Genomic DNA, 24359 nt, shown 5'->3' on the forward strand with positions numbered 1-24359 from the left:
CAGGTGCCTGGCCTCAGGGAGCGGCTTCAGCCTTCAGCGCCGGCCAGTTGCGCGTCGCGTCCACATCGCAGGCGACGTGGGTGCCCTTGCCGTCCTTCGCGCAGATCGCAGCCATGGCCTGCGGAATCTTCGGATCCGCGGTATGCGCATACACCGCGGCCATTGCCAGGCAACCTTCGCGCAGACCCGCGCTGCACAGCGTCTGGAAGTAGGACCGCGATGCGGCCCATTGTTCGTTTTTGAACAGTGCCTCGCCGGCAACCTTGCAGCCCAGCAGCTTGCCATCGGTGCAGCAGGCCTTGGCGCCGTCCTTGCGGTCCAGGGTCGGGCAGTCCAGCGGCAGGGGGATCTCCGCGAAGGCCACCGGCGGTGCGCAGCTGGCATTGCCTGAGCCCGGCTTGCGCTCGTAGTAGGCGAAGCGGTTGCCGCCGTCGACGCTGGCCAGGTTTCCGTTCTTCAGCGGCTGCAGTACGAAGTCGCTGCCGACGTCGCGATGGATGAGGATGCGCCCGTCCTGCAGGCTCGCGCGCAGGCGCTGGTCGCGGCCCCCGGCTTCCACCAGGCCACCATCGAGGAAGCGCAGCTGCGAGAGCACGCCGTATTCCGCTTCATAGCTCCCACAGGGCAGCGCGGAAGCCGGCACCGGGGCCAGTGCAGCGGCCGGTACCGAGGCCAGTCGGGCAAGCGCCTCGGCGCGGCCGCAGGCCACGCCCTCCGCGCGCTGGGCGCACGACAGCTGCAGCGCCTCATGGGCCTGCAACAGGCGCCCACCACTCCACAGCGCCTCGGCAACGTCGGCGCAGAACGCCTCGCCGTGCTGCTGCCGGCACAGTGCGGCCAGTTCATCGAGCTGCGCGGACGGCAAGACAGGGTCGTTCGAATGCTGCAGGCCGAGCACGGCCTTGCCCATCATCTCGGCGCCGACCACCTCGGCGATCGCCCTGCAGCCCTCGGCATTGAACGACGCCGAATCCTCCTTGCAGATCTCCGGCATCGGCGGCTCGGAACGTGCAGGCGCCGGCGCTGCGTCCTTGGCCTGCCGCTGGTAGGTCTCCAGCAGCTGCTTGCAGGCCGCGCCCACGCCTTCGGCGCACCAGGCATGCAGCTTCAGCGGTTCGGCTTCCGGCAATGCCTCCAGGCACTCGGAGGTGTTCATTACGCAGCCGCCCTCGATGGGCTCCGGCATCGTCCTGCAGGTGGCGGTGTGCTCGCGGGTGAATTCGCGATAGGGGGTGCTGATTGTGCGATCGTTATCCGAGAAGTACCAGTTTTCCAGGCGGCCGGTGGACAGGTTGCCGGTGCCGAGCACGTCCTCCTGGCGGGCGATGCGCAGCTGCTCGGTGGCCTGGTAGGGGCCGGACAGGAAACCATGGCCTTCACTTTCGATGGTCAGCGTGGTGTTGCCGTCGACATCCTTGTAGGTGCCGCAGGCCATCGATTGCGCGGCGGCCGGCAGGCTGGCCGAGGCCAATGCAAGCAACAGCAGGGAGCGCCAGCCCGCGGCGCGGGGGCGGAAGGGAACAGCAGCAGGCATGGGGTCATCCTTGAAGGAGGCAGTGCAGGGCCTGTCCGGCGCGGGGCGCACCACAGGCGTAAGAAGGCGCCACGGATCAGGCGTGGCGCCGGACGATCAGAGCCAGTCGCGTGGCACCAGGTAGTCGGCCAGGCGCGCCTCGGCGCTGCCCGCTTCCGGGGTGAAGCCGTACTCCCAGCGCACCCGCGGCGGCAGGCTCATCAGGATGCTTTCGCTGCGGCCACCGCTCTGCAGCCCGAACAGGGTGCCGCGGTCGTAGACCAGGTTGAACTCCACGTAGCGGCCGCGGCGGTACAGCTGGAACTCGCGTTCGCGCTCGCCATATGCGGCGTCCTTGCGCTGCTGCACGATCGGCAGGTAGGCGTCGAGGAAGCCATCACCGACCGCACGCAGATAAGCGAAATCGCGCTCGAAATCGCCGTGCAGGTCATCGAAGAACAGGCCGCCGACGCCGCGCGTTTCATTGCGGTGGCGCAGGAAGAAGTATTCATCGCACCAGCGCTTGTGCGCGGCATAGCGCTCGTCGCCGAACGGTGTGCACAGGTCGCGGGCGACCTGGTGCCAATGCTGCACGTCCTCGTCGAACGGGTAGAACGGAGTCAGGTCGAAGCCGCCGCCGAACCAGCTGGCCACCACTTCGCCGTCGCGCTGCGCCTGGAAGAAGCGCACGTTGGCATGGGTGGTCGGCACGTAGGGATTGAGCGGGTGGAACACCAGCGACACGCCGGTGGCGCGCCAGGAGGCGCCGGCCAGTTCCGGGCGGTTGGCCGAGGCCGACGGCGGCAGGCGGCTGCCGGCCACATCGGAGAAGCCGATGCCGGCCTGCTCGAACACCGCGCCGTCGCGCAGCACGCGGGTACGCCCGCCACCGCCCTCGGCCCGCTGCCACAGGTCTTCCTGGAAGCGGGCCTGGCCATCGACGGCCTCGATCGCCGCACAGACGCGGTCCTGCAGGTCGGTGAGGTAGGTGCGCACGCGCTCGAATTCGTTCATGGCGCTACTTTACCGCAGGGCCCGCCCGAAGCTGCGGGCAGGCCTTGGCCGGCTCATCGCTTGCGGTTGGAAGCGCGCGGCGCCGGAGTGTCCTCGGCCGTCGCTTCGTCCACCGCCTCCTGCAGGACACGGCCCAGCTCCAGGGCGCTCCAGTTTCCGGTGTCCAGCACGTCGCAGGCGACGTGGCGCCCGCTGCGGTCGGCGGCACACAGCCGCTCCAGCGTCGCATGGGCGTCGATGTCGCTGCTGCGGCCCTGCGCTGCGACCAGGTTTTCGCAGCCCTCGCGCACGCCGGCACGGCACACGGTGGTGTAGTGCTCTGCCGCCTGCCGCCACTGGCCGGACAGCGCAAGACGGTTGCCAAGAATGTTGCAGCCCTGCAGCTTACCCTGCGCGCAGCAGGCTTCGGCACCGCCGCTGGCCAGCGCCTGCGGGCAGTCCTGAGGCAGCGGCAGCACCGTGTAGTGTTTCGGCGGGCTGCAGGTGCTCGCGCCCTCGCCGGTCGGCACGAACACCTGGAAGCGTGTCCACGTGTCCAGGCCCAGCAGCTGGCCCCCGGGCAACGGCCGCAGCACGAAGTCGCCGCCCTTGTCGTGGCGGATGCGGATGTCGCCGTCTTCGACACGAGCACGCAGTTGGCTGTCCCAGCCGATGCCGACCCGTCCTGCATCGCCGAAGTCCAGCGTATCCATCAGGCCACCTGCGGCGCGGAAGGTGCCGCAGGGCAGCGCCGTAGCCGGCTGCGGCCGCAACGAGGCGCCCAGCGCCTGCAATGCAGGCAGGCGCTCGCAGGCGGCGCTTTCCTTACCGGGCGCGCACGCTGTGGTCAGTGCCTGCACCGCCTGCAAGGGGTCGCCGGATTCCCACGAGAGCTCGGCCACGCGGCTGCAGAAGCCGCCATGGCCGACCTGCTGGCACAACTGCAACAGCTGCTGGCGCTGCGCGGCCGGCACCACCACCGGCGTGGAGGGTGACAGCACGGAGCTCACGGCTTCGACCATCGCCGCACCCATCGCGGCCTTGACGATCTGATCCTGCAGCGCCGGATCCGCTTCCAGCGCCGCTGCACAGGCCGGTGTCTCGTTGCTGAAGCCGCCATTCCGGCACGGCACAGGCAGTTCGATGCCGGCCAGTGCGGTATCGAGGATGGCCTGTTGCTGCGCCTCATCCGGCGTGGCCGGCGCCCTGGCCTCGTCATGCCAGCGATCGGCCAGCTGCAGGCACATGCCGGGCACGCCTTCCCGGCACCCTGCTTCCAGCGCGGCCGGGGGCGCTTCACGGCGGTTGTCCAGGCACGCCGCCGCATCGGCCAGGCAGCTGCCTTCAGCCGGCCTGGCTGCGGCGGCGCACTGTGCGGGGGCCTGCAGGATGTAGACCGTGCCATCCACCTCGACCGTGCGGCCACGATCGCGCACCTGCAACGCGCTGGGCAGGCCGTACTCCAGGTTCACCAGTTGCAGCTTTCCGTCGATCTGCTGGAACGCGACCGGAGACGGCGCACTGCCGAAGTGCTTCTGCTCGCCGCGGTTCGGTGAGCTGATGCGCAGCGTGCCGCTGCCTTCGTCGGCCTTGAACAGGCCGCATTGCGGTGACTGTGCGGCGGCCATCGGCGCGGCCAGCAGCAGCGCCCAGACCAGCCAGCGGCGGCGCGGTGCGGGTGAATGCATGTCGTCTCCTTGACGATCGAACGGGAAACTCCAGGCGCTACGGCGAACCACGGCCCTCGCGCGGGGGCGTGCATTGTGCCGTGCCGGGCACCGGCTGGTAGCGCTGGTAACCGGTCTGCGTATCCATGCCAAGCAGATCGCCGTTGCCCAGCTGGCGCAGGACAAGGGTTTCGCCGTCCTGCTGAAGGTGGATGGCGCCGTCTTCCAGTCGGCCGCGCGTGCCATCGCCGAAGTCGAGCCTGTCGATCGCGCCGCCATCGGCCTGATAGCGGCCACAGGGCACTTGCTGGAGAGGCACGAGGCGTAGATCGGTGCCGAGTTCACGCAATGGCGCAACACGTTCGCAGGCACTGGCGCGCCCAGCATCGCAGACCACCTGCAGCGCCTGCACGGCCAACGCGGGTTCCAGCGCGATCAACTGCTGTTCGGCCACCTCGGTGCAGAAGCGACCACCGCGCTGGTGCAGGCAGAGCCGCTGCAGCGTGGTGCGCTGCGCGGCAGGCAATGGCGCGTCCTGCTGCCCGGCTGCGGCGGCGGGTGCAGCGAGAAAGTGGCGTAGCAGCGCCGAGCACCCGGCGCCGACGCTTTCCTCGCACGCGCGTCGCGCCTGTTCCGGCGGCGCATCCGCGAGCCGCGCAATGCACAGCGCAGGTTGGCCCAGGCAGCCGTCGGTGACGGGCGCAGGGGCGCGCTGGCAGGCCTGGGGTCGATGCAACTCGAAGTCGGTCATGCCGTCGTTGATATGCGCCCCGTCGGCAGCCACGCTGATGGCGGTGGATACACCGTCGTCGAGAAATACCAGGCGCAGATCGCCGCCGCTGCGGTCGATGCGCACAGGCGCGTGTTCCTGGCCTTCCAGAGCGCGATAACCGGCAGTGGATGATTCGAACACCAGCGCCATGGCGCCCTCGGTGCTGCGGTACTCGCCACATCGCAACGCGTCGGCGGACGCAGGTTGCGCGGCGAACAGCAGCAGTGCGGGGAGCAGGGGCAGCACGCGCATGCGACGGTCCTTGTCCAGCGGGAATCGGATGGGGCTCAGCGGAAGCGCGAGCGGATGTCCGGCCTCAACAGGCGCCAGGCCAGCCAGCCCTGCAGGCCGAGGAACAGGATCGAGGTACCGACCACGATGAAGGTGACCATCCAGCGCCGCGGCTGCAGCTCCTGCTGCAGGGCCGGGTCATCGGCCAGCAGTGCGATGAGATCGCGCATGCACGCGTCCAGCCACCAGGCGATCGCGAAGTTGGCCAGTGCGCTCAGCAGCAACAGCGCCACGAAGCCCCACAGGCCCCAGCGGCGTTCGCGCAGCAGGCCCCAGCTGGCTGCGGTCGAGACCAGGCAGGCCAGCGCGATGATCATCGAGGCGCCCACCGGGTGGGCCAGCAGCCAAGTGACGCTGTGCACCCGGTGCGCCTGCGCCATTCCGGCGAGCGACTGCCACAGCGGGGTGCCGTGCAGTGGCCACAACAGCAGCGCCTGCAGCACGAAGTAGAGCGTCAGCAGCAGGCACAGCCAGAACGACGCCTGCGCCATCGGGCGCACCCAGGCGTGAGCGGGTGGCGTGGTGCGGGTGGGAAGCGGCGGGAGCGGCACTGACATCCGATGTCCTTGCAGTCGGCGCCCGCCTGCTCAGCGGGCCGTCACCCGGGTGGCGACCGCCGGCAGGATATGGTGTTCGCTCAAGGGTGCCAAGGGCAGGCCATACGGTGGTTGCAGCGGCACCCAGGCCAGTTCGGCAATTTCGGCGCGCGCCTGCGGCGTGCCGTCCACCTGCACCCACCACGCCTGGGCCTGCACGCGGTGGCCGGGCTCGTTCACCGCCCAGTCCTCGAAGGTGCCCAGCGCGATGGCGGTCTCGGCGCGCAGCTGCACACCGAGCTCTTCGTCCAGCTCGCGGGCCAGCGCCTGCAACGGTGCTTCGCCGGGTTCGGGCTTGCCACCGGGCTGGATGAAGCGGCGGGCACCGTGCTTGCGCACCAGCAGTGCCCGGCCGCGGTCATCCAGGATGACCGCGGCCACGATCCGGATCGTGGCCGCGGCGTTGCTCACTTCAGGTTCTGCTCGAACAGCTTGAGGATGCGCTTGTACTGGTCCAGCCAGGAATCGGCACGCACGTAGCCGTGGCGTTCCAGCGGGTACGGTGCGATCGACCAGTTGTCCTTGTGCAGTTCGATCAGGCGCTGGGTCAGGTTCACCGAGTCCTGGAAGAACACGTTGTCATCCATCATGCCGTGGGCGATCAGCAGGTTGTCCTGCAGGTTCTGCGCGTACTCGATCGGCGAGGACACGCGGTACGCCTCCGGATCGATGTCCGGGGTGTTGAGGATGTTGCTGGTGTAGCCGTGGTTGTAGTTGTGCCAGTCGACCACCGGGCGCAGCGCGGCGCCGGCCTTGAACGTGCCCGGCGAACGGAACAGCGCCATGAAGGTCATGAAGCCGCCGTAGGAGCCGCCGTAGATGCCGGCGTGGTCACGGTCGCCCTGCTGGGTGTCGACCAGCCAGTCCAGGCCATCCTTGTAGTCTTCCAGTTCCGGGTGGCCCATGTTGCGGTAGATGGCCGTGCGCCAGTCGCGGCCGTAGCCCTCGCTGCCGCGGTAATCCATGTCCAGCACGATGTAGCCCTTCTGCACCAGCAGGTTGTGGAACATCTGCTCGCGGAAGTAGGCCGGGTAGCGCTGGTGCACGTTCTGCAGGTAGCCGGCGCCGTGCACGAACATCACGATCGGGTACTTCTTCCCCGGTTCCTTGTTTTCCGGCTCGTAGTACTTGGCCCAGACCACGCCCGCACCGTGCCTGGACGGTACCGCGACCAGCTTCGGCTGGATCCACTGGCGTGACTTGTAGTCGGCGGTGCGGGTGTCGGTCAGCACGCGTGCCTGGCCGCCGGTGCTGGGCAGCACCGCCAGCTGCGGCGGCAGGTAGGCACCGGAGTAACGCACCAGCAGCTGCTGGCCATCCGGCGACAGCGAGAAGTCTTCCACGCCGTTGAGGCTGGTCAGCTCGCGCACCTGGCGGTTGCCGGTGTCGACCGCGCAGACTTCGTAGTCATGCGGCGCCTGCTGGTTGCACAGGAAATAGAAGCCCTTGCCATCGGCCGACGGCACCGGTGCCGAGGTTTCCCACTTGCCGCTGGTCAGCGCCTGCGGCTTGGCGGTGCCGGCCTGGGTGTACAGGTGCGAGAAGCCCGATTCCTCGGACAGCAGCCACAGCGTGCGGCCATCGGCCATCCAGCCGAAATCGTTGAAGCCCCAGTTGATCCAGGCGTTGTCGGTCAGGCGGTGGCGGTTCTGCACGCGGCCGTCGGCGGCGTTGACGCTGATGATCCAGCGGTCCTTGTTGTCGTTGGCACGCAGCATCACCGCGGCCTGCTGGCCATCGGCGCTCCAGCGGATGCCGCCGCCCATGAAGTCGCTCATCACCTGCACGCTGCGCTCGCCCTTCAGCGCATCCTTGCCGGCCTTGCGGCGCAGCTCGGCCAGCGGGTCGGTGCTGATGCCCGGCAGGCTGGACAGCGAGACTTTCTCGGCCTTGCCGGTGCGCACGTCCACGTACCACAGGGTGTGTGGCTCGAAGCCGTTGCGGCCGACGCGGGTGCGGGTGTCCTCGGTTTCCTCGTAGCCCGATTCGGTCACGTACAGCGGCATCTTGCTGGTGCGGCCGTCGTCGAAGTCCTTCGGCTTGGTCACCACGATCAGGTGGGTCAGGTCCGGCGACAGCACGCTGTCACCGATCTCGACGTCGGCGCCCAGGTACACCGGGCCCGGTGCGCGGGTCGGATCGGCCTGGCGCCAGCGCTGGTCCTGGTCCTTCAATGCCTCGCGCTGCTCGCGGTCGCGGCGCAGGGTTTCCAGCGTGCGCAGCTGCTGGTCGCGCAGCACGTCGGCCTTCGGTGGCGTACGCGGGTCCTTCTCGGCCTTCAGGCTGGCCACCTGCTGCACGCCGCTGGCGGCGGTCCAGTGGAACCAGTTCTGGCCGACGCGCCAGATCACGCCGTTGTCGGCGGCAAAGTTCACGTTGCCCGCGCGCTCGTTGCTGCGGGTGAGCTGGGTCAGCGCGCCGCTGCGCAGGTCGCGCACGAACACATCGCCATTGCGCACGAAGGCGCTGCGGCTGCGGCTGCGGTCGTAGACCGGCTCGGCCACGTCCAGGGTGCCGCGCTGGTCATCGGCCACCTGCGCGGCCACGCCACCGGCTACCGGCTGGCGGAAGGTATCGCGTACCGGGCTGCCGTTGCGCTTGAGCTGGTACTCCACCTGCTGGCTGTTCCACGACCACCAGGCCTTCTCGACCGGCGGACCGATCCAGTCCGGGTCGGCCATGGCCTGTTCGATGGTGATCGGCGTCGGCGCGGCATGCGCAGCCGGTGCGGCCAGCACGGCCGACAGCAGGAGGGACAGGGGCAGCACTCGGGACATGGGCGGACGGCACCAGTAGAGGAAACCGGGCAAGCGTAGCAGCCGCACGGGCCCGGGGCAGGGGCCACAGGTCATGGCAGCGGAATCGGCAAAATGGCCCCCTCCAGGTCGCTGCGACGGCGTGTGCGGCATGATGGCCATTCCGTTCGGATGGAACCGATATGTACTGCTACGACTACAGGATCTCGCTGCGCGTGCAGCACCCAACAGAGGCCGGCGCCGGGATTGCCGCCCGGCTGGATCTGGAACCGGCGTTTTCCCGAGACGTCGGAACCGGATACCGGGATCGCGACGGCAGCCTGATCAGCGGGCATGCGGAGACCCGCGTGGTGTTCGTACTGGAGAGGGGCAAGGACGGCTGGCTGATGGATGCCTGGCCGGCGTTGGTCGATCTCCTGCGGGCACGCGCCGATGTGATCGGGGAACTGCTGCAGGAGGGGGCTTCGATCGGCGTGCGTGTCGGCATCTTTGGAAAGACCGCATGGGCGGGTTTTGTGCTGGATCAGCAGTTGCTGCGACTGTTGGCGGACCTGCAGCTGGGTTTCCAGGTGGAGACCTATTTCCCGGACCCGGCGGACACGCCCGGCGCCAGCGACGAGGTGGCAGGCAGCTAGTGCAACCGGTTGCCGTGGTCGCGCATCCATTCTCCTGAACCCGCATCATCCATCGAACAGGAGCCCGACCATGCAGGAACTGATCCCGATCACCCTCTTCATCTGCATCGCCTACGCGATCCATGCCATTGCCGATGCGCGCGCGCGCAGCAAGCTGGTGGCCCCGCACGTGCCGGAGGAAGTGATCCGCTCGCTGGCCGTGCTGGAAGAAGAGCGGCGCCGCCAGGGGGCGTTGCGCTGGGGCATCAGCCTGGTCTGCCTGGCCCTGGCCATGGCCCTGCTGGAGGCCATCGGTGCGCGTGACCTGACCTTCGGTGCCGCTGCCGCGCTGGTCGGCAGTGCCGGCCTGGGCCAGCTGCTGGCCTGGCACTTCACCCGTCCGGCCGCACGCAAGGGCTGAGCCGGCGCATGCCACGGGCACAGGGGGCGCCCCGCGCATGAGCCTGCTCGGCGAAGCGCTGTCGGCACTGCGGGGCCGTCGCCGCGAGGATACGGCGGCGACGGCGGCCCCCGCCAAAGCGCTGGACGCGGACCAGGCCCTGGTGCGGGCCATCATCGATGGCTCGCAGTCGGCCTTCGCGCAACTGGTTGAAGCCCACCAGCGCACCTGCGCGCATGTGATCGGACGCATGGTGGGCGACCGCGACCAGGTGGCTGACCTGCTGCAGGAAACCTTCCTGGCCGTGTTCCGCCAGCTGCACCGGTTCCGCTTTGAATCTTCGTTGCGTACCTGGGTTTCGCGGGTGGCCTACACCACTGCACTACAGCACCTGCGCCGGCGGCGGCTGGAGGCGCAATGGATGGTGGCGGTGGAGGTGCCGGAGGAACTGGGGATCGGCGATGAAGGCCCCGGGCCCGCCGAGTTGAGCGAGGCGCTGCAGGCCGGGCGCCAGCTCGGCGCGGCACTGGAACGGCTGAGCGCGCCGCAGCGCCTGATCGTCGGCCTGCATTACCTGGAGGATTTCGATCTGGCCGAGATCGAGCAGGTGACCGGACTGGCACGCGGTACCATCAAGAGCCACCTGCACCGCGCGCGCCAGGTCCTGAAGCAGGAACTGACGCGGCATGCCACTGCCGGAGAGCTGCTGTGAACCCACCCACCGATCCTCGCGATGCGGAAGCGCGCGTGCTGGCACAGGCGTTGCGCGAGCAGGCGCAGCAGGAAGCAACGCCGGATGTGAGCGAGGCGCTGCAGAAGCGCATTGCCGCTGAGTCGCGCGACGGTGGCGTGGGCTATGTGGTGGTGCAGGTGCTGTTGTTTGGCGCGCTGCTGGCTGCAGCGGCCTGGTATTTCTGGCTCTGAGGCGCCCTCCGGGCGGTGGGCCGTTCCAGTCGCCGTTGGTAGATGCCGACCTGGGTCGGCGTTTGGGCGTGTGTGCCAACCAAGGCTGGCAGCTACCAGAACGGTTGACCCCTGCGACAAAGTGAAGCAGCGCGTCACCCGGTCGCATCCCACCTTAACGAAATCCTCCTAAAGTGGTCCGGTATCCCACCGGTCGCAGGCAGGAGGCGTCCCTTGGACGCGTTGTTGTTGTCCCGGATCCAGTTCGGATTCGTCATCAGTTTCCACGTGCTGTTCCCGGCCTTCACCATCGGCACGGCCAGCTGGCTGGCCTTCATCGAATGGCGCTGGCTGCGCACGAAGTTGCCCGTGTGGCGCGAGCTGTATTTCTTCTGGCAGAAGATCTTCGCGGTGTCGTTCGGCATGGGCGTGGTCAGCGGCATCGTCATGGCCTTCCAGTTCGGCACCAACTGGCCGCGGCTGAGCGAGGTGGCCGGTACGGTCATCGGCCCGCTGCTGACCTACGAGGTGCTGACCGCGTTCTTCCTGGAAGCCAGCTTCCTCGGCGTGATGATGTTCGGCTGGGGCCGGGTCTCGCCGCGCCTGCATTTCCTGTCCACCTGCATGGTGGCGCTGGGCACGTTGTTCTCCACGTTCTGGATCCTGTCGTCCAATAGCTGGCTGCATACGCCTGCCGGCTACGAGATGGTCAACGGCATCGTGCATCCGGTGGACTGGTGGCAGGTGGTGTTCAACCCCTCGTTCCCGTACCGCCTGGCGCACATGGCGCTGGGCTCGTTCATCACCACCTGTTTCGTGATTGGTGGCGTCGGTGCGTGGTACCTGCGCAGGGGCACGCACGTGGAAGCGGGGCAGCGCATGCTGATCGCCGCCGTTGCATTCGCGGCATTGACCGTGCCGGTGCAGATCTTCGTCGGCGACATGCATGGCCTGAACACGCTCAAGCACCAGCCGATGAAGATCGCGGCGATGGAAGCGCACTGGCATGAAACCGAGGAAGGCGAGGGCGTGCCGCTGGTGGTGTTCGCGCTGCCGAACGAGAAGGAAGAGCGCAACGATTTCGAAGTGGCCATCCCGAAGCTGGGCAGCGTGATCCTCACCCACAGCCTGGACGGCACCTTCGACCCGCTGACCTCGGTACCGGCCAGCGAGCGGCCGCCGGTGACGCCGGTGTTCTTCGCCTTCCGCATCATGGTCGGGCTGGGCACGCTGATGCTGCTGTTGGCCTGGGTGTCAGCGTTCCAGCTGTGGCGCAGGAAGCTGCTGGATTCACCGTGGCTGCTGCGCGGATGGAACTGGATGCTGCCGAGTGGCTTCATCGCGCTGCTGTCCGGTTGGTTCGTCACCGAGATGGGGCGCCAGCCGTGGGTGGTGTACGGCGTGCTGCGCACCGCCGATGCGGTTGGCCCCCAGAGCGCGTGGATGACGGCGTTGTCGCTGGGCGTGTACGTGGTCGGCTACGCCTTCGTGTTCGGCTGGGGCATCTGGTACCTGGTGAAGATCCTGCGCCACGGGCCGCAGCCGTATGCCGAGGGGCCGTCGCTGGACCATGGCAGCCATACGCCGGCACGCCCGCTGTCGGCGGCCGACGAACCGCTGGAGGAGCGCTGACATGGACCTGATGACCTGGCTGCCGGTGGCGTGGTTCGCGGTGATCGGCTTCGGCGTGCTGATGTACGTGGTGCTGGACGGCTTCGTGCTCGGCATCGGCATCCTCGCCCCGTTCGCCGAGGACGAGGAACAGCTGGACCTGATGATGAACACCGCCGCGCCGATCTGGGATGGCAACGAGACCTGGCTGGTGCTGGGTGGCGCCGGCCTGCTGGCGGCGTTCCCGAAGGCCTATGCGGTGCTGCTGTCGGCGCTGTACCTGCCGGTGCTGCTGCTGGTGGTGGCGCTGGTGTTCCGCGGCGTGGCGTTCGAGTTCCGCTTCAAGGCGCATCGATCGCGCCGGCTGTGGAGCGTGGCGTTCGGCCTGGGTTCGCTGCTGGCCACCTTCGCCCAGGGCGTGATCCTGGGCACGCTGGTGCAGGGCATCCCGCTGGTGGACGGTGCCTACCAGGGCGGCGCGTTCGCCTGGTTCAGCCCGTTCGCGATGCTGACCGGTGCCGCGCTGGTGGCCGGCTATGCGCTGCTGGGCAGCACCTGGCTGATCCTGAAGACGGAAGGGCGCGTGCAGGCGCTGGCGCGGCAGATGACCCGCCCGCTGGTGGTGGCGGTGATCGCGGCGATGGGCCTGGTGAGCAGCTGGCTGCCGTTCCTCGATTCGCGGTTGATGGACCGCTGGTTCAGCGACGGCAACTTCTGGTGGCTGTCGCCGGTCCCGCTGCTGACCCTGGCGGTGGCGGCCGCGCTGTGGCGCAGCGCGACCCATCCGCGCCGCGACCTGCCGCCGTTCCTGCTCAGCCTGGCCCTGTTCGTGCTCGGCTTCCTTGGCCTGGTGCTGGGCATGTGGCCCTACCTGCTGCCGCCGTCGATGACCCTGTGGCAGGCCGCCGCGCCGGCCTCCTCGCTGGGCTTCACCCTGGTCGGGCTGGTCATTCTGCTGCCGGTCATCCTCGGCTACACGGCGTGGTCATACCGGGTGTTCCGCGGCAAGGTGCACGCCGACACCGGTTACCACTGATCGTTTGAATGCGGGGCCGGCCGGTGCCGGCCCCCGCGTTGGGGAATGTGAAACCTGCACACCCCGCGCAGGACGTGCTAGCGTGCGCTCCTTTCCGGCGGCCAGGGGGGCAGCCGGCGACGTCCTGGACGGACGCACGGCTGCAGGAATGGGGGGCCGCCGCGCGTCGCCGTAATGGCTCGTGCCTATCGTTCTCCCGTTGAAGCACCATCGCTAAATGATCGAATTCTCCATCGTCGACTGGGCCGCCTGGGCGCCCGGCCTGAGCGAGCGTAGCCAGTGGCTGGGCTGGGCCGATGCGCCGTATCCGCCGCAGGGCGAAGACACGCCGGCGTTGGCCGAGATCCCGGCGATGCAGCGCCGCCGCATCGAGCGGCTGGGCCGGATGGCGATCCAGGCTGCCTGCTGGTGCGAGGACGGGCAGGGCGCTGACAGCCAGGTGCCGCTGGTGTTCGCCAGCCGCCACGGCGACGTGGCCCGTTCGATGGACCTGCTGGGGGCGCTGGCCAGCGATCAGCCCCTGTCCCCCACCGGGTTCGGCCTGTCGGTGCACAACGCGATCGCGGCGCTGTACTCGATCGCCCGCGGCCACCGCGGCAACTACCTGGCGCTGGCCGCCGGCCAGGCCACGGTCGAGACCGCCTGCCTGGAGGCCGCCGGGCTGCTGGCCGATGGTGCCCGCGAAGTGCGGGTGGTGGTCTATGAGTCGCCGCTTCCTGAAATTTACGCGACGTTTGCCGACGAACCCGACCCGTTCTTTGCCTGGTGCTGGCGTTTGACCGCGCCGACAGCGGGCCAGCCGACGCTCTCGCTGCAATGGGAGGCGGCGCCGGAGGCCACCGCCACCGCCCCGGGCACGCTGCCGCACGCGCTGGACCTGCACCGCTTCCTGCTGTCTGGCGCGCCGGCGCTGGAGCACGTGGCCCAGGGCCAGCGCTGGCGCTGGGGACGCCGTGGTTGAGGCGCTGCGCCGCCTCGATCATGCCTGGCGGGTGTTCGGCACCGGCCTGAGCTTCGCCGCATTTGGCGTGGGCGGCCTGCTGTTGGGCGTGCTGGTGATGCCGGTGCTGCTGCTGATGCGCGACCCGGTGGTCCGCCGCCGCCGCGCCCGCCGCGTGGTCCAGGTCGCCTTTGCCAGCCACCTGCGCCTGATGCGTGCGCTGGGGGTGATGACCTACCAGATCGAGGGCGGGGAACGCCTGCAGCGCGACGGTTTGCTGGTTCTGGCCAATCACCCGACCCTGATCGACGTGGTCTGCCTGATTTCGCTGCTGCCCAACGCCGATTGCGTGGTGAAGCGGGCCGTGGCCTGCAACCCGTTCATGCGCGGCCCGGTGCGGGCGGCCGGCTACATCGCCAACGATGACGGGGCCGGCCTGGTCGACGACTGCGTAGCGGCGGTGCATGCCGGCGGTACCCTGGTGATCTTCCCGGAGGGCACCCGCAGCGTGCCGGGCCAACCGCCGCGGCTGCAGCGCGGGGCCGCCAACATCGCCGTCCGCGGCCGGCTGGACATCACCCCGGTACGGATCACCTGCACCCCGCCCACGTTGACCAAGGGACAGAAGTGGTATCGTGTCCCCTCACGTCGCTTTCACGTTCGGCTGCAGATCGGCGAAGATATCCCGATCGCGCCCTTTCTGGCCGATGACGACTCGCCAAGGGGGGATGCCTTGGCAGCACGCCGCGTCACCGAGCACCTTTCTCGTTATTTCGACCTGTCTGGAGATCCGCCCCGTGCAAGCACTTGAGCACGAGATCAAGGAATTGATCATTTCCTCCCTTTCGCTGGAGGACATCACGCCGGAGGACATCGATCCGACCGCGCCGCTGTTCGTCGAGGGCCTCGGCCTGGATTCGATCGACGCGCTGGAACTGGGCCTGGCGCTGCAGAAGAAGTACGGTGTCAGCCTCTCGGCCGATTCAGAAGAAACCCGTCGCCATTTCTCCAGCGTGCGCGCGCTCGGCGAGTTCGTCGCCGCCCGCCAGTCGTAACGGCGCCAGGAATTGCCATGACCAAGAATGAACTGTTCGAACGCATCGTCAGCATCCTGACCGACAGCTTCGAGATCGAAACCGCCCGGATCACCCCCGAGGCCCGCCTGTACGACGACCTGGACATCGACAGCATCGATGCGGTCGACCTGATCGTGCAGCTCAAGCCGCTGCTCGGCCGCAATCTGCAGCCGGAAGCGTTCAAGGCCGTGCGCACCGTGCAGGACATCGTCGATGTCGTGCATGGACTGCTGCCGGACCAGGCAGCCGCCTGACTGCAGCGCCGGCGGCTTCGCCATGGCTCGCGCACGTACCGTCGTGGTGGCAGCGATTTCGCTTGCCTACCCGCTGCTGGTGTACCTGGCGATGGGCCGTTTCGAGCCGCGCTGGTTGTCGCTGCTGCTGTTCACCCTGGCCCTGCTGCGTGCGCTGAGCACGCGACAGCCGCTGTGGTGGGCCGCCGCCGCTGGCACCGGCCTGCTGGCGTTGCTGGCCACCGTGCTCAACCAGGCCCTGCCGCTGAAGCTGTACCCGGCGCTGGTCAACGTGGTGATGCTGGCGGTGTTCGGCACCAGCCTGCGCTTCGGGCCACCGCTGGTGGAGCGCCTGGCGCGGCTGCAGGAGCCGGACCTGCCGCCGTTCGCGGTGGCCTATACCCGCCGCGTCACCCAGGTGTGGTGCGGCTTCTTCGTTCTCAACGGCAGCCTGGCCCTGCTGACCGCGCTGTACGCGTCGGACCGGGTCTGGATGCTCTACAACGGATTGTTGGCGTACGTGATGATGGGCGTGTTGTTCGCAGGGGAGTGGCTGGTGCGGCGGCAGGTGAAGGCGGCGCACGCGCATGGCTGAGTGGATTGCCCTGGACCGGCTGCTGCTGGAGGCACGGCCGCAGCGCAGCGTCGGCCTGTGCGACGGCGAGGTGATCGACCATGCCGGCTTCCGCCAGCGCGTACTGGCCTGGCGCGCCGCCTTTGCGGCCGCCGAAGGCCGCGACTGGGCCCTGTACTTCGATGATGCCGTGGCCTCTGCCGCCGCGCTGTTCGGTGCCTGGCATGCCGGCAAGCGGGTGTTCCTGGCCGCCGACAACCTGCCAGCCACGCTGCAGGCGCTGCAGCCGCAGGTGAGCGGCTTCGCAGGCGACGTGTCCGCCGACTACCGCTCGCTGGTGGCGCTGGACGCCGCGCTGGACGATGAGCTGCAGGCGCTGGACGAGCGCGCCTGCGAGCTGTGCGTGTTCACCTCCGGCAGCACCGGCCAGCCCAGTGCGATCGGCAAGCGCCTGGACCAGCTGGCGCGCGAGGTGGAGGCGCTGCAGGCCGCGTTCGGTGCGCAGATGGAGGGTGTGCAGGTCCATGGCACGGTGTCCCACCAGCACATCTACGGGCTGCTGTTCCGCGTGCTGTGGCCGCTGGCCGCCGGCCGCCTGATTCATCCGCGCCGGTTCTTCCACGAAGACCTGGTGGGTGCGCTGGCCGGTACCGATACGGTGCTGGTGGCGACGCCGGCCCACCTCAAGCGCCTGCCCGGGCAGCTCGACTGGGCCAGCCTGCATGGCCGCCTGCGCGCGGTGTTCTCCTCCGGTGGTCCGCTGCCGGAAGACGCAGCGCGGCAGGTGCGGCAGTGGCTGGGCGTGGCCCCGACCGAGGTCTATGGCAGCAGCGAGACCGGCGGCATCGCCTGGCGCCGCTGGGACATCGACCTGCCGCCGTGGCAGCCGCTGCCGGGCGTGCAGTGGCGCATCGACGATGGCTGCCTGGCGGTGGCCTCGGCGCACCTGGACACCCCCGGTTGGTGGCGCACCCAGGACCGTGTCGAAGCCCTGGCCGACGGCCGCTTCCGCCTGCTGGGCCGGGCCGACCGCATCGTCAAGATCGAGGAACGCCGGGTGTCGCTGGATGCGCTGGAACGCGCGCTGCGCGAAGACGCCGAGGTGGATGACGCGCGCGTGCTGGTGCTGCCCGGGCAGCGCGAGCAGCTGGCCGCCGTGGTGGTGCCGGCCGATCCGGCGCTGCTGGAGGGCGGCGACGCCGCGCGCCGTGCGCTGGGCCAGCGCCTTGGCGCCCGCCTGGCGCATGCGCATGACGCAGTGACCCGGCCGCGTCGCTGGCGCCTGGTGCAGGCGCTGCCGATCAATGCGCAGGGCAAGGTGACCCAGGCCGCGCTGGCGGCGCTGTTCCAGCCGTTGATGCCGGTGCCGGCGTGGGATCACCGCGATGCCGCCAGCGCCACCCTGCGCATGACCCTGGACCCGGCGCTGCGGCCGTTCCAGGGCCACTTCCCGCAGGCGGCAATCCTGCCCGGCGTGGCGCAGCTGGACTGGGCGGTGCGCTTCGCCCGCCAGGCGTTTGTGATGCGGGGCGCGTTCGTGCGCATGGATGCGGTGAAATTCCAGCACGTGGCCCGCCCCGGTGACGAGTTGACCCTGCAGCTGGACTGGGATGCCGCACGCAACGTGCTGGCCTTCCGCTACACCTCCAGCCACGGTGTGCATGCCAGCGGCAGGGTGGTTTTCGCTGATGCGGACTGATCCGGCCGTTGCCGGTGCCGCATTCGCGCCACTGGTGGTGATCCCTGTCTACGACCACGAGCACGCCATCGCGGCGGTGGTCGATGGCGTGCAGGCTGCGGGACTGCCCTGCCTGCTGGTCGACGATGGTTCGCACGATGGGTGCGCGGCGGTGCTGCGCGCGCTGGCACAGCGCCAGGGCGTCGACCTGCTGCGCCTGGACGTCAACCAGGGCAAGGGCGGGGCGATGCTGGCCGGCTTTGCCGAGGCCGGCGCGCGTGGCTACAGCCACGTGCTGCAGATCGATGCCGACGGCCAGCACGATACCACTGACCTGCCACGCTTCATCGAAGCCGCGCGCGCCCATCCCGAGGCGGTGATCTGCGGCATTCCGGCTTACGACGCCAGTGTTCCCAAGGCGCGCCTGTATGGCCGCTACGCCACCCACATCTGGGTCTGGATCAACACGCTGTCGCTGCACCTGCGCGACACCATGTGTGGCTTCCGCGTGTATCCGCTGCCGCCGGTACTGCGCCTGATCGGTGAAGAGACCATCGGCCGGCGCATGGATTTCGATACCGAAGTGATGGTGCGGCTGTACTGGCGGCAATTGCCGGTCGAGCACCTGGCCACGCGTGTGACCTATCCATCCGATGGCGTGTCGCACTTCGATGTGTGGCGCGACAACGTGCGCATCAGCCGCATGCATACCCGCCTGTTCTTCGGCATGCTCTGGCGTGCGCCGCGGCTGCTGTGGCGCCGCCTGCGGGGGCAGCGCTGAGATGGCGGCCGCGCAGGGTGCCCCGCACTGGGCCGACATCGGCGAATCGACGTCGGTGGCCGGCGTGCTGTTCCTGTGCTGGGTGCACCGCTGGTTCGGGCGCTGGCCGTTCCGCCTGTGCGTGTGGCCGGTGGTGGCCTGCCATTGGCTGGGCAACCGTATAGGGCGCCAGGCTTCGATGCAGTACCTGCAGCGGCTGCAGGCGCACAGCGGCGTGCTCGGCCGCGCGCCGACACGGCGTGACAGCCTGCGCCACTTCTTCGCCTTCGCCGATACGATGCTGGACAAGATCCTCGGCCTGGGCGGGCGCTACCCGGCCGAGCGCATCCACCTGCATCGTGACCTGGTGCTGCAGAAGATCGCGCGCCGCGAGGGCGGGCTGATCCTCACCGCGCACATCGGCTGCCTGGAGCTGTGCCAGGTGCTGGCCGAACAGGTGCCGGGGTTCCGCATCACCGTGCTGGTGCACACCGCGCATGCGCAGCGCTTCAACCGCCTGCTGCAGCGGCTGGACCCGCTGGCGGCGGTGGAACTGGTGCAGGTGACCGAAATGGGGCCGGCCACCGCGGTGATGCTGGCCGAGCGCGTGGCGGCGGGGGGCTTCGTTGCCATCGTCGGCGACCGCACGCCGGTACAGGGTGGCCGCAGCGTCACTGCCGATTTCCTGGGCCACCGCGCGCCGTTCCCGATCGGCGCCTATGTGCTCGCCGCGGCGCTGGGCTGCCCGGTCTACACCATGGCCTGCCTGCACGAGGGCGACGGCTATCGGGTGGCATTCGAACAGTTCGCCGAACGCATCGTGCTGCCGCGTGGCTCGCGCGACGCCGCGCTGGCCGAACAGGCACAGCGCTTCGCGCGCTGGCTGGAACTCCAGGTCATCCAGTCCCCGTTGGACTGGTTCAATTTCTTCCCCTTCTGGGATCAGGCTCCGCATGACGACTGACGCCGTACCCGTGTGCCGCTTTGGCGACGCACCGTTGACCATCGAAGACGTGGTTGCCCTGGCCCAGCGCCAGTGCGAGGCCGCACTGAGCGACGCGCCGGCGTTCCGCGCGCACATCCAGCGCGGTGCCGACTTCCTCGACCGCCTGCTGCGCGAGGACGGTGTGATCTACGGCGTGACCACCGGCTACGGCGACTCGTGCACGGTGAACATCCCGCCGGCGCTGGTGGCGGAACTGCCGCACCACCTGTACACCTACCACGGCTGCGGCCTGGGCCGTTACCTGGACCCGGTCGAGACCCGCGCGGTGCTGGCCGCGCGCCTGGCGTCGCTGGTGCGCGGCATGTCCGGCGTCAGCGTGCCGCTGCTGGAAGGCCTGGCCACGCTGCTGCAGCACGACGTGCTGCCGATGATCCCGGCCGAAGGCTCGGTCGGTGCCAGCGGCGACCTGACCCCGCTGTCGTACGTGGCGGCGGTGCTGTGCGGCGAGCGCGAGGTGCTGCATGACGGCCGCGTGCAGCCGGCGGCCGAAGTGCTGGCGAAGATCGGCATGACCCCGCTGAAGCTGCGGCCGAAGGAAGGCCTGGCGATCATGAACGGCACCGCGGTGATGACCGGCCTGGCCTGCCTGGCCTGGCAGCGCGCCGATTACCTGGCGCGCATGGCCACGCGCCTGACCGCGTTCAACGTGCTGGCCAGCGACGGCAACGCGCACCACTTCGACGAAACCCTGTTCGCCGCCAAGCCGCACCCGGGCCAGGGCCGCATCGCTGCGCGCCTGCGCAGCGACCTGCACAGCGAACGCCCGCCGCGCAACGAACAGCGCCTGCAGGACCGCTATTCGCTGCGCTGCGCGCCGCACGTCATCGGCGTGCTGGAAGACAGCCTGCCGTTCCTGCGCCAGCTGATCGAAACCGAACTGAACAGTGCCAACGACAACCCGCTGATCGACGCCGACGGCGAGCGCATCCTGCATGGCGGCCACTTCTACGGCGGCCACATCGCACTGGCGATGGACACCCTGAAAAACACCGTGGCCAACGTTGCCGACCTGCTCGACCGGCAGCTGGCGCTGGTGGTGGATGCCCGCTACAACCATGGCCTGCCGGCCAACCTGTCGGCGGCCACCGGCGCGCGCGCGGCCATCAACCATGGCCTGAAGGCGCTGCAGATCAGCGTGTCGGCCTGGACTGCCGAAGCGCTGAAGCAGACCATGCCGGCCAGCGTGTTCTCGCGTTCCACCGAGTGCCACAACCAGGACAAGGTCAGCATGGGCACCATCGCCGCGCGCGACTGCCTGCGCGTGATCGAGCTGACCGAACAGGTGGTGGCCGCGATGCTGATCGCCGCCCGCCAGGGCCTGGCGCTGCGTGAGCGGGTTGGCCTGAACGCGCAGCTACATGGCAGTCTGGCCGACATGTACGTCGACCTGGGGCAGCGCATCGCCCTGGTTGAAGAAGACCGCGCGCTGGATCGCGAACTGCGGGAACTGCTGGTGGAGATCCGCGCGCAACGTTGGGAGCTGTATGCCGGTGAATGAGGCCATCGAACGGGTTGGCGAAATTGCGTTGACCCCTGCCTTCCATGACTGCGATCCGATGAACGTGGTCTGGCATGGCAACTATTTCAAGTACTTCGAGATCGCGCGCTGCGCGCTGCTCGGGCGCTACGACTACGACTACCCGCAGATGCTCGAATCGGGCTACCTGTGGCCGGTGGTCGATGCGCGGGTGAAGTACGTGCGCCCGCTGCTGTTCAACCAGGCGCTGCGCGTGGTCGCGCGCATCGTGGAATGGGAGAACCGGCTGAAGATCGAGTATGAAATCCTCGATGCGCAGAGCGGCCAGGTGCTGACCCGCGCGATGACCATCCAGGTCGCGGTGGACGCGGCCAGCAAGGAAATGCTGTACCAGTGCCCGCCGGTACTGTGGGAACGCCTGGGAGTGCCTGCGCCGTGAACCCCCTTGTCCGTCTTTCGAGCGTGCTGCTGTGCGCGCTGATCTTCGTTGCCGCACCGCAGGTGCAGGCGGCCGACCCCGCCATCGATGCGATCACCCAGGCGGTGGCGCGGCCGGACGTGCTGCGTGGCCAGTTCAGCCAGGAAAAGCAGGTCAGCGGCTTCAGGAACCCGCTGCGCTCGCAGGGCCAGTTCGTGGTCGCGCGCCAGCACGGCGTGATCTGGACCACGCTCAAGCCGTTCCCTTCCGAAGTGGTGGTCACCGCCGACCGCATCCTGAGCCGCCAGCGCGATGGCAGCACCCGTGTCGAGCTCGATGCACGGCAGCAGCCGGCGATGCGTTCGGTGAACGCGATCATGTTCGCGCTGATGAGTGGCGACGTGCAGGCGCTGTCCAGCCAGTTCAACGTGGCGGCCAGCCGTGAAGGGCAGGGCTGGCGGCTGCGGCTGACGCCGAAGTCGGCGATGCTGGCCAAGGCGTTCCAGTCGCTGACCCTGCAGGGTGACCGCTACGTGCGCCAGGTCGAGATCGTCGAGGCCAACAAGGACCGCACGCAGATCCAGTTCAGTGCATTGAGCGAGGCGCCGGCCACGCTCACCGCCGACGAGGCACGCCGCTTTGAGTGAGGCCGTCGCATCGAACGCACCGGAGCGGCTGCGGGGCTGGTGGCACTGGCTGGGCATCGCCTGGCTGTTGCTGCTGCTGGTACTGGGCGCGCAGCAGTGGCACCTGTGGAGCCAGCAATCGCGGATCGACACCGACATCCTCGCGCTGCTGCCGCAGGATGCGCATGACCGCCTGTTGAGCGACGTCACCCGGCGCATTGCCGACGGCAGCTCGCGGCAGGTGGTGGTGCTGCTGGGCAGCAGGGACGGCGCCGCCGCCAAGCGTGCGCAGGCGGCCTTTGCCGCGGCCATGGCCAAGGACACTGACCGAGCCCTGCTGGTGCCCAGTGGTTCGATCGAAGGCTGGTTCGATGAGGCGCGCGCGTTCTACGCGCCGTACCGCGACCGCCTGCTGACGCCGGCCCAGCGCGAGCAGCTGCAGGGCAGCGAACCGGGCGCGTTGGCCGAGCAGGCGTTGGCCGCGCTGTACGGCCCGATGGGCGCTCCGCGCCTGACCGACTGGCGGCAAGACCCGTTGTCGTTGTGGCCGCAATGGTGGCAGCAGCAGGCGCAGGGTTCGGGGTTGCGGCTGGGCGATGACGGCCTGCTCGAAGCCGAGGGCAGGCACTGGGCCGTGCTGCAGTTCGATACACCGGGTTCGGCGTTCCAGCTCGACGGTGAGCGTCATCTCGACGGCCTGCTGGAACGTGCCGGGCGGGCTGCCAGGGCGGCAGCGCCGGAGCTGGAAATCCTGCATGCCGGCGTGCCGCTGCACGCCGAGGCGGCCGCGGTGCAGGCCAACCAGGAGATCAACACGATCGGCTGGGGCTCGCTGGCCGCGGTGCTGCTGCTGGTGTGGCTGGCGTTCCGTTCGCTGCGGCCGATCCTGCTGGTCGCCGCGTCGTTGCTGATCGGTTGTGGCGTGGCGCTGGCGGTGACCGTGCTGGTGTTCGGCAAGGTGCACGTGCTCACCCTGGTGTTCGGTGCGTCGCTGGTGGGCGTGGCCGAGGATTACGGCATCCACTGGTTTGCCTCGCGCCAGGCCGAGCCGGCCGATCGCCGCTGGAAGCTGCTGCGGCACCTGTTGCCGGGCCTGTGGCTGGCCTTGCTGACCAGCGCGCTGGCCTACCTGGCCCTGGGCCTGGCCCCGTTCCCGGGCCTGCGTCAGATGGCGCTGTTCTCGGTGGTCGGTCTGGCCGCCGCGTTCCTCACGGTGATCTTCTGGTTCCCGTGGCTGGATGGCGGCGAGATCCGCCAGACCCGTTTCTCGCAGTGGCTGGGCAACACGCTGGAGCGCTTCCCGCGGTTGCATGGCCGCCGGCCGGTGACGGTGTTCGTGGTGATCACGCTGGCGCTGTCTGCCATCGGCATCGCCCGCCTGCACAGCAATGACGACCTGCGCAGCCTGCAGTCCTCACCGCCGGCACTGATGGCCCAGCAGATCCGCCTGAGCCAGCTGCTGGGCATGCCCAGCCCGGCGCAGTTCTATCTGGTGCAGGGCAGTGACGCTGCACAGCTGCTGCAGCGCGAAGAAGCACTGACCGAACGCCTGCGTGTACTGGCCAACGACAAGCGCATCGGCGGTTACCGCGCGATCAGTGACTGGCTGCCGTCGCCGGCACGCCAGCAGGCCGATGCGGCGCTGACCGCCAAGGTGGAACCGGGCGTGCTGCAGGCCGTGTCCGATGCGGTCGGAGAACCCTTGCCGCGCCCCGACTTCGCCACCACGCCGCTGACCGCGGAGGCGTTCCTGGCCTCGCCGGCGTCGCAGCCGTTCCGTCACCTGTGGGTGGGTGAGGTCGGTGGGCAGATGATCAGCGTGGTGATGGTCGATGACCTGTCGCGCGCCGATGCGCTGGCGACCCTGCGCGGGGCGGCCGAAGGCCTGCCGGGTGTGCGCTGGGTGGACCGCACCGCCGACTTCTCGCAGCTGCTGGGCCACTACCGCAAGCTGATGGGGGGGCTGCTGCTGGTCGGCATCGTGCTGGTGTTCGGTGCGCTGTGGCTGCGCTACCGCCGCCAGGCCTGGCGCGTGTTCGCGCCGACCCTGATTGCCGGTGCGTTGACCCTGGGCCTGCTGGGCCTGTTCGGCCAGCCACTGCAGCTGTTCAACGTGCTGGCACTGATGCTGCTGCTGGGCATGGGCATCGACTACGGCATCTTCCTGATCGAGCACCGCGGCGATGCCAGTGCCTGGCTGGCGGTGTGCGTGGGCGCGGCCAGCACCTGGCTGTCGTTCGGCCTGCTGGGGCTGTCGCAGACCCCGGCGCTGCGCGCGTTCGGCCTGACCCTGCTGTTCGGCATCGGCCTGGTCTGGCTGATCTCGCCGCTGTTCCGGCCGCCGCCGCATGATCTGCCGCGGGCCTGAGCCTGCTTCCGACTTCCTTCTTTCCACTTGATCGAGCAACAAGGACGCACC

General features: G+C 69.0%; 25 protein-coding genes. 18 read left to right on the plus strand and 7 right to left on the minus strand.

Going from position 1 to position 24359, the window contains the following annotated elements; translation table 11 throughout:
* Positions 1-13 precede the first annotated feature (13 nt).
* The 7 genes from J3A72_RS03040 to J3A72_RS03070 form a co-directional block, all read right to left on the minus strand.
* The gene (locus J3A72_RS03040; RefSeq protein WP_075075836.1) at positions 14-1534 is read right to left on the minus strand and encodes a hypothetical protein; all 1521 of its coding nucleotides are present in this window, start codon (positions 1532-1534) and stop codon (positions 14-16) included.
* A 96-nt stretch (positions 1535-1630) separates the two neighbouring features.
* Positions 1631-2527 (minus strand): oxygen-dependent coproporphyrinogen oxidase, encoded by an 897-nt coding sequence (gene hemF, locus J3A72_RS03045; protein ID WP_075075835.1) that lies wholly within the window; start codon positions 2525-2527, stop codon positions 1631-1633.
* A gap of 53 nt (positions 2528-2580) precedes the next feature.
* Positions 2581-4194, minus strand: coding sequence for a hypothetical protein (locus J3A72_RS03050; RefSeq protein WP_075075834.1), 1614 nt, complete (start codon positions 4192-4194; stop codon positions 2581-2583).
* A gap of 37 nt (positions 4195-4231) precedes the next feature.
* Positions 4232-5197, minus strand: a complete 966-nt coding sequence (locus J3A72_RS03055) for a hypothetical protein (RefSeq protein ID WP_075075833.1) — start codon at positions 5195-5197, stop codon at positions 4232-4234.
* A 35-nt stretch (positions 5198-5232) separates the two neighbouring features.
* The gene (locus tag J3A72_RS03060; protein ID WP_014648857.1) at positions 5233-5793 is read right to left on the minus strand and encodes a hypothetical protein; all 561 of its coding nucleotides are present in this window, start codon (positions 5791-5793) and stop codon (positions 5233-5235) included.
* 30 nt (positions 5794-5823) lie between these two features.
* Complete coding sequence (locus tag J3A72_RS03065) at positions 5824-6243, minus strand: NUDIX domain-containing protein (RefSeq protein ID WP_075075832.1); 420 nt, start codon at positions 6241-6243, stop codon at positions 5824-5826.
* The gene (locus J3A72_RS03070; RefSeq protein ID WP_075075831.1) at positions 6240-8609 is read right to left on the minus strand and encodes a S9 family peptidase; all 2370 of its coding nucleotides are present in this window, start codon (positions 8607-8609) and stop codon (positions 6240-6242) included. The genes J3A72_RS03065 and J3A72_RS03070 overlap by 4 nt, the downstream gene beginning before the upstream one ends.
* A gap of 161 nt (positions 8610-8770) precedes the next feature.
* Between J3A72_RS03070 and J3A72_RS03075 the strand changes: the two genes are divergently transcribed.
* The 18 genes from J3A72_RS03075 (at position 8771) to J3A72_RS03160 (ending at position 24308) form a co-directional block, all read left to right on the plus strand.
* The gene (locus J3A72_RS03075) at positions 8771-9223 is read left to right on the plus strand and encodes a hypothetical protein (RefSeq protein WP_014648854.1); all 453 of its coding nucleotides are present in this window, start codon (positions 8771-8773) and stop codon (positions 9221-9223) included.
* Between the two features lie 70 nt (positions 9224-9293).
* Entirely contained in the window at positions 9294-9623 is a 330-nt protein-coding gene (locus tag J3A72_RS03080; RefSeq protein ID WP_005414880.1) for a hypothetical protein, read from the plus strand.
* 37 nt (positions 9624-9660) lie between these two features.
* The gene (locus J3A72_RS03085; RefSeq protein WP_014648853.1) at positions 9661-10314 is read left to right on the plus strand and encodes a sigma-70 family RNA polymerase sigma factor; all 654 of its coding nucleotides are present in this window, start codon (positions 9661-9663) and stop codon (positions 10312-10314) included.
* Positions 10311-10526: a hypothetical protein gene (locus tag J3A72_RS03090; protein ID WP_014648852.1), complete on the plus strand. Its 216-nt coding sequence runs from the start codon at positions 10311-10313 to the stop codon at positions 10524-10526. The genes J3A72_RS03085 and J3A72_RS03090 overlap by 4 nt, the downstream gene beginning before the upstream one ends.
* Positions 10527-10739: 213 nt before the next feature.
* Entirely contained in the window at positions 10740-12137 is a 1398-nt protein-coding gene (locus J3A72_RS03095; protein ID WP_075075830.1) for a cytochrome ubiquinol oxidase subunit I, read from the plus strand.
* A gap of 1 nt (position 12138) precedes the next feature.
* Positions 12139-13152: a cytochrome d ubiquinol oxidase subunit II gene (gene cydB, locus J3A72_RS03100; RefSeq protein WP_075075829.1), complete on the plus strand. Its 1014-nt coding sequence runs from the start codon at positions 12139-12141 to the stop codon at positions 13150-13152.
* A gap of 217 nt (positions 13153-13369) precedes the next feature.
* Positions 13370-14113 (plus strand): beta-ketoacyl synthase chain length factor, encoded by a 744-nt coding sequence (locus J3A72_RS03105; RefSeq protein ID WP_014648849.1) that lies wholly within the window; start codon positions 13370-13372, stop codon positions 14111-14113.
* Positions 14106-14903, plus strand: coding sequence for a lysophospholipid acyltransferase family protein (locus J3A72_RS03110; RefSeq protein WP_075075828.1), 798 nt, complete (start codon positions 14106-14108; stop codon positions 14901-14903). The genes J3A72_RS03105 and J3A72_RS03110 overlap by 8 nt, the downstream gene beginning before the upstream one ends.
* Positions 14890-15147, plus strand: a complete 258-nt coding sequence (locus J3A72_RS03115) for a phosphopantetheine-binding protein (protein WP_005411610.1) — start codon at positions 14890-14892, stop codon at positions 15145-15147. The genes J3A72_RS03110 and J3A72_RS03115 overlap by 14 nt, the downstream gene beginning before the upstream one ends.
* Before the next feature lie 17 nt (positions 15148-15164).
* On the plus strand, positions 15165-15422 hold the full coding sequence (locus J3A72_RS03120) for an acyl carrier protein (protein ID WP_005411609.1): 258 nt from the start codon (positions 15165-15167) through the stop codon (positions 15420-15422).
* A 22-nt stretch (positions 15423-15444) separates the two neighbouring features.
* A complete protein-coding gene (locus J3A72_RS03125) occupies positions 15445-15996 on the plus strand; it encodes a hypothetical protein (protein WP_075075827.1) in 552 nt (183 codons plus the stop codon).
* Positions 15989-17674, plus strand: coding sequence for an AMP-binding protein (locus J3A72_RS03130; protein ID WP_075075826.1), 1686 nt, complete (start codon positions 15989-15991; stop codon positions 17672-17674). Before J3A72_RS03125 ends, J3A72_RS03130 begins: the two co-directional genes overlap by 8 nt.
* Positions 17664-18434, plus strand: a complete 771-nt coding sequence (locus J3A72_RS03135; RefSeq protein ID WP_014648846.1) for a glycosyltransferase family 2 protein — start codon at positions 17664-17666, stop codon at positions 18432-18434. The genes J3A72_RS03130 and J3A72_RS03135 overlap by 11 nt, the downstream gene beginning before the upstream one ends.
* Before the next feature lies 1 nt (position 18435).
* Positions 18436-19377, plus strand: a complete 942-nt coding sequence (locus J3A72_RS03140; protein ID WP_014648845.1) for an acyltransferase — start codon at positions 18436-18438, stop codon at positions 19375-19377.
* Entirely contained in the window at positions 19367-20917 is a 1551-nt protein-coding gene (locus J3A72_RS03145; protein WP_075075825.1) for an aromatic amino acid ammonia-lyase, read from the plus strand. Before J3A72_RS03140 ends, J3A72_RS03145 begins: the two co-directional genes overlap by 11 nt.
* On the plus strand, positions 20904-21335 hold the full coding sequence (locus J3A72_RS03150; protein WP_032960618.1) for an acyl-CoA thioesterase: 432 nt from the start codon (positions 20904-20906) through the stop codon (positions 21333-21335). The genes J3A72_RS03145 and J3A72_RS03150 overlap by 14 nt, the downstream gene beginning before the upstream one ends.
* Positions 21332-21961 (plus strand): outer membrane lipoprotein carrier protein LolA, encoded by a 630-nt coding sequence (locus tag J3A72_RS03155; RefSeq protein WP_032960616.1) that lies wholly within the window; start codon positions 21332-21334, stop codon positions 21959-21961. The genes J3A72_RS03150 and J3A72_RS03155 overlap by 4 nt, the downstream gene beginning before the upstream one ends.
* On the plus strand, positions 21954-24308 hold the full coding sequence (locus J3A72_RS03160) for an MMPL family transporter (RefSeq protein WP_075075824.1): 2355 nt from the start codon (positions 21954-21956) through the stop codon (positions 24306-24308). The genes J3A72_RS03155 and J3A72_RS03160 overlap by 8 nt, the downstream gene beginning before the upstream one ends.
* The last annotated feature ends 51 nt before the right edge of the window (positions 24309-24359 follow it).

The sequence above is a fragment of the Stenotrophomonas sp. PvP093 genome (assembly GCF_017876915.1).
GTDB classification, from domain to species: Bacteria; Pseudomonadota; Gammaproteobacteria; order Xanthomonadales; family Xanthomonadaceae; genus Stenotrophomonas; species Stenotrophomonas muris.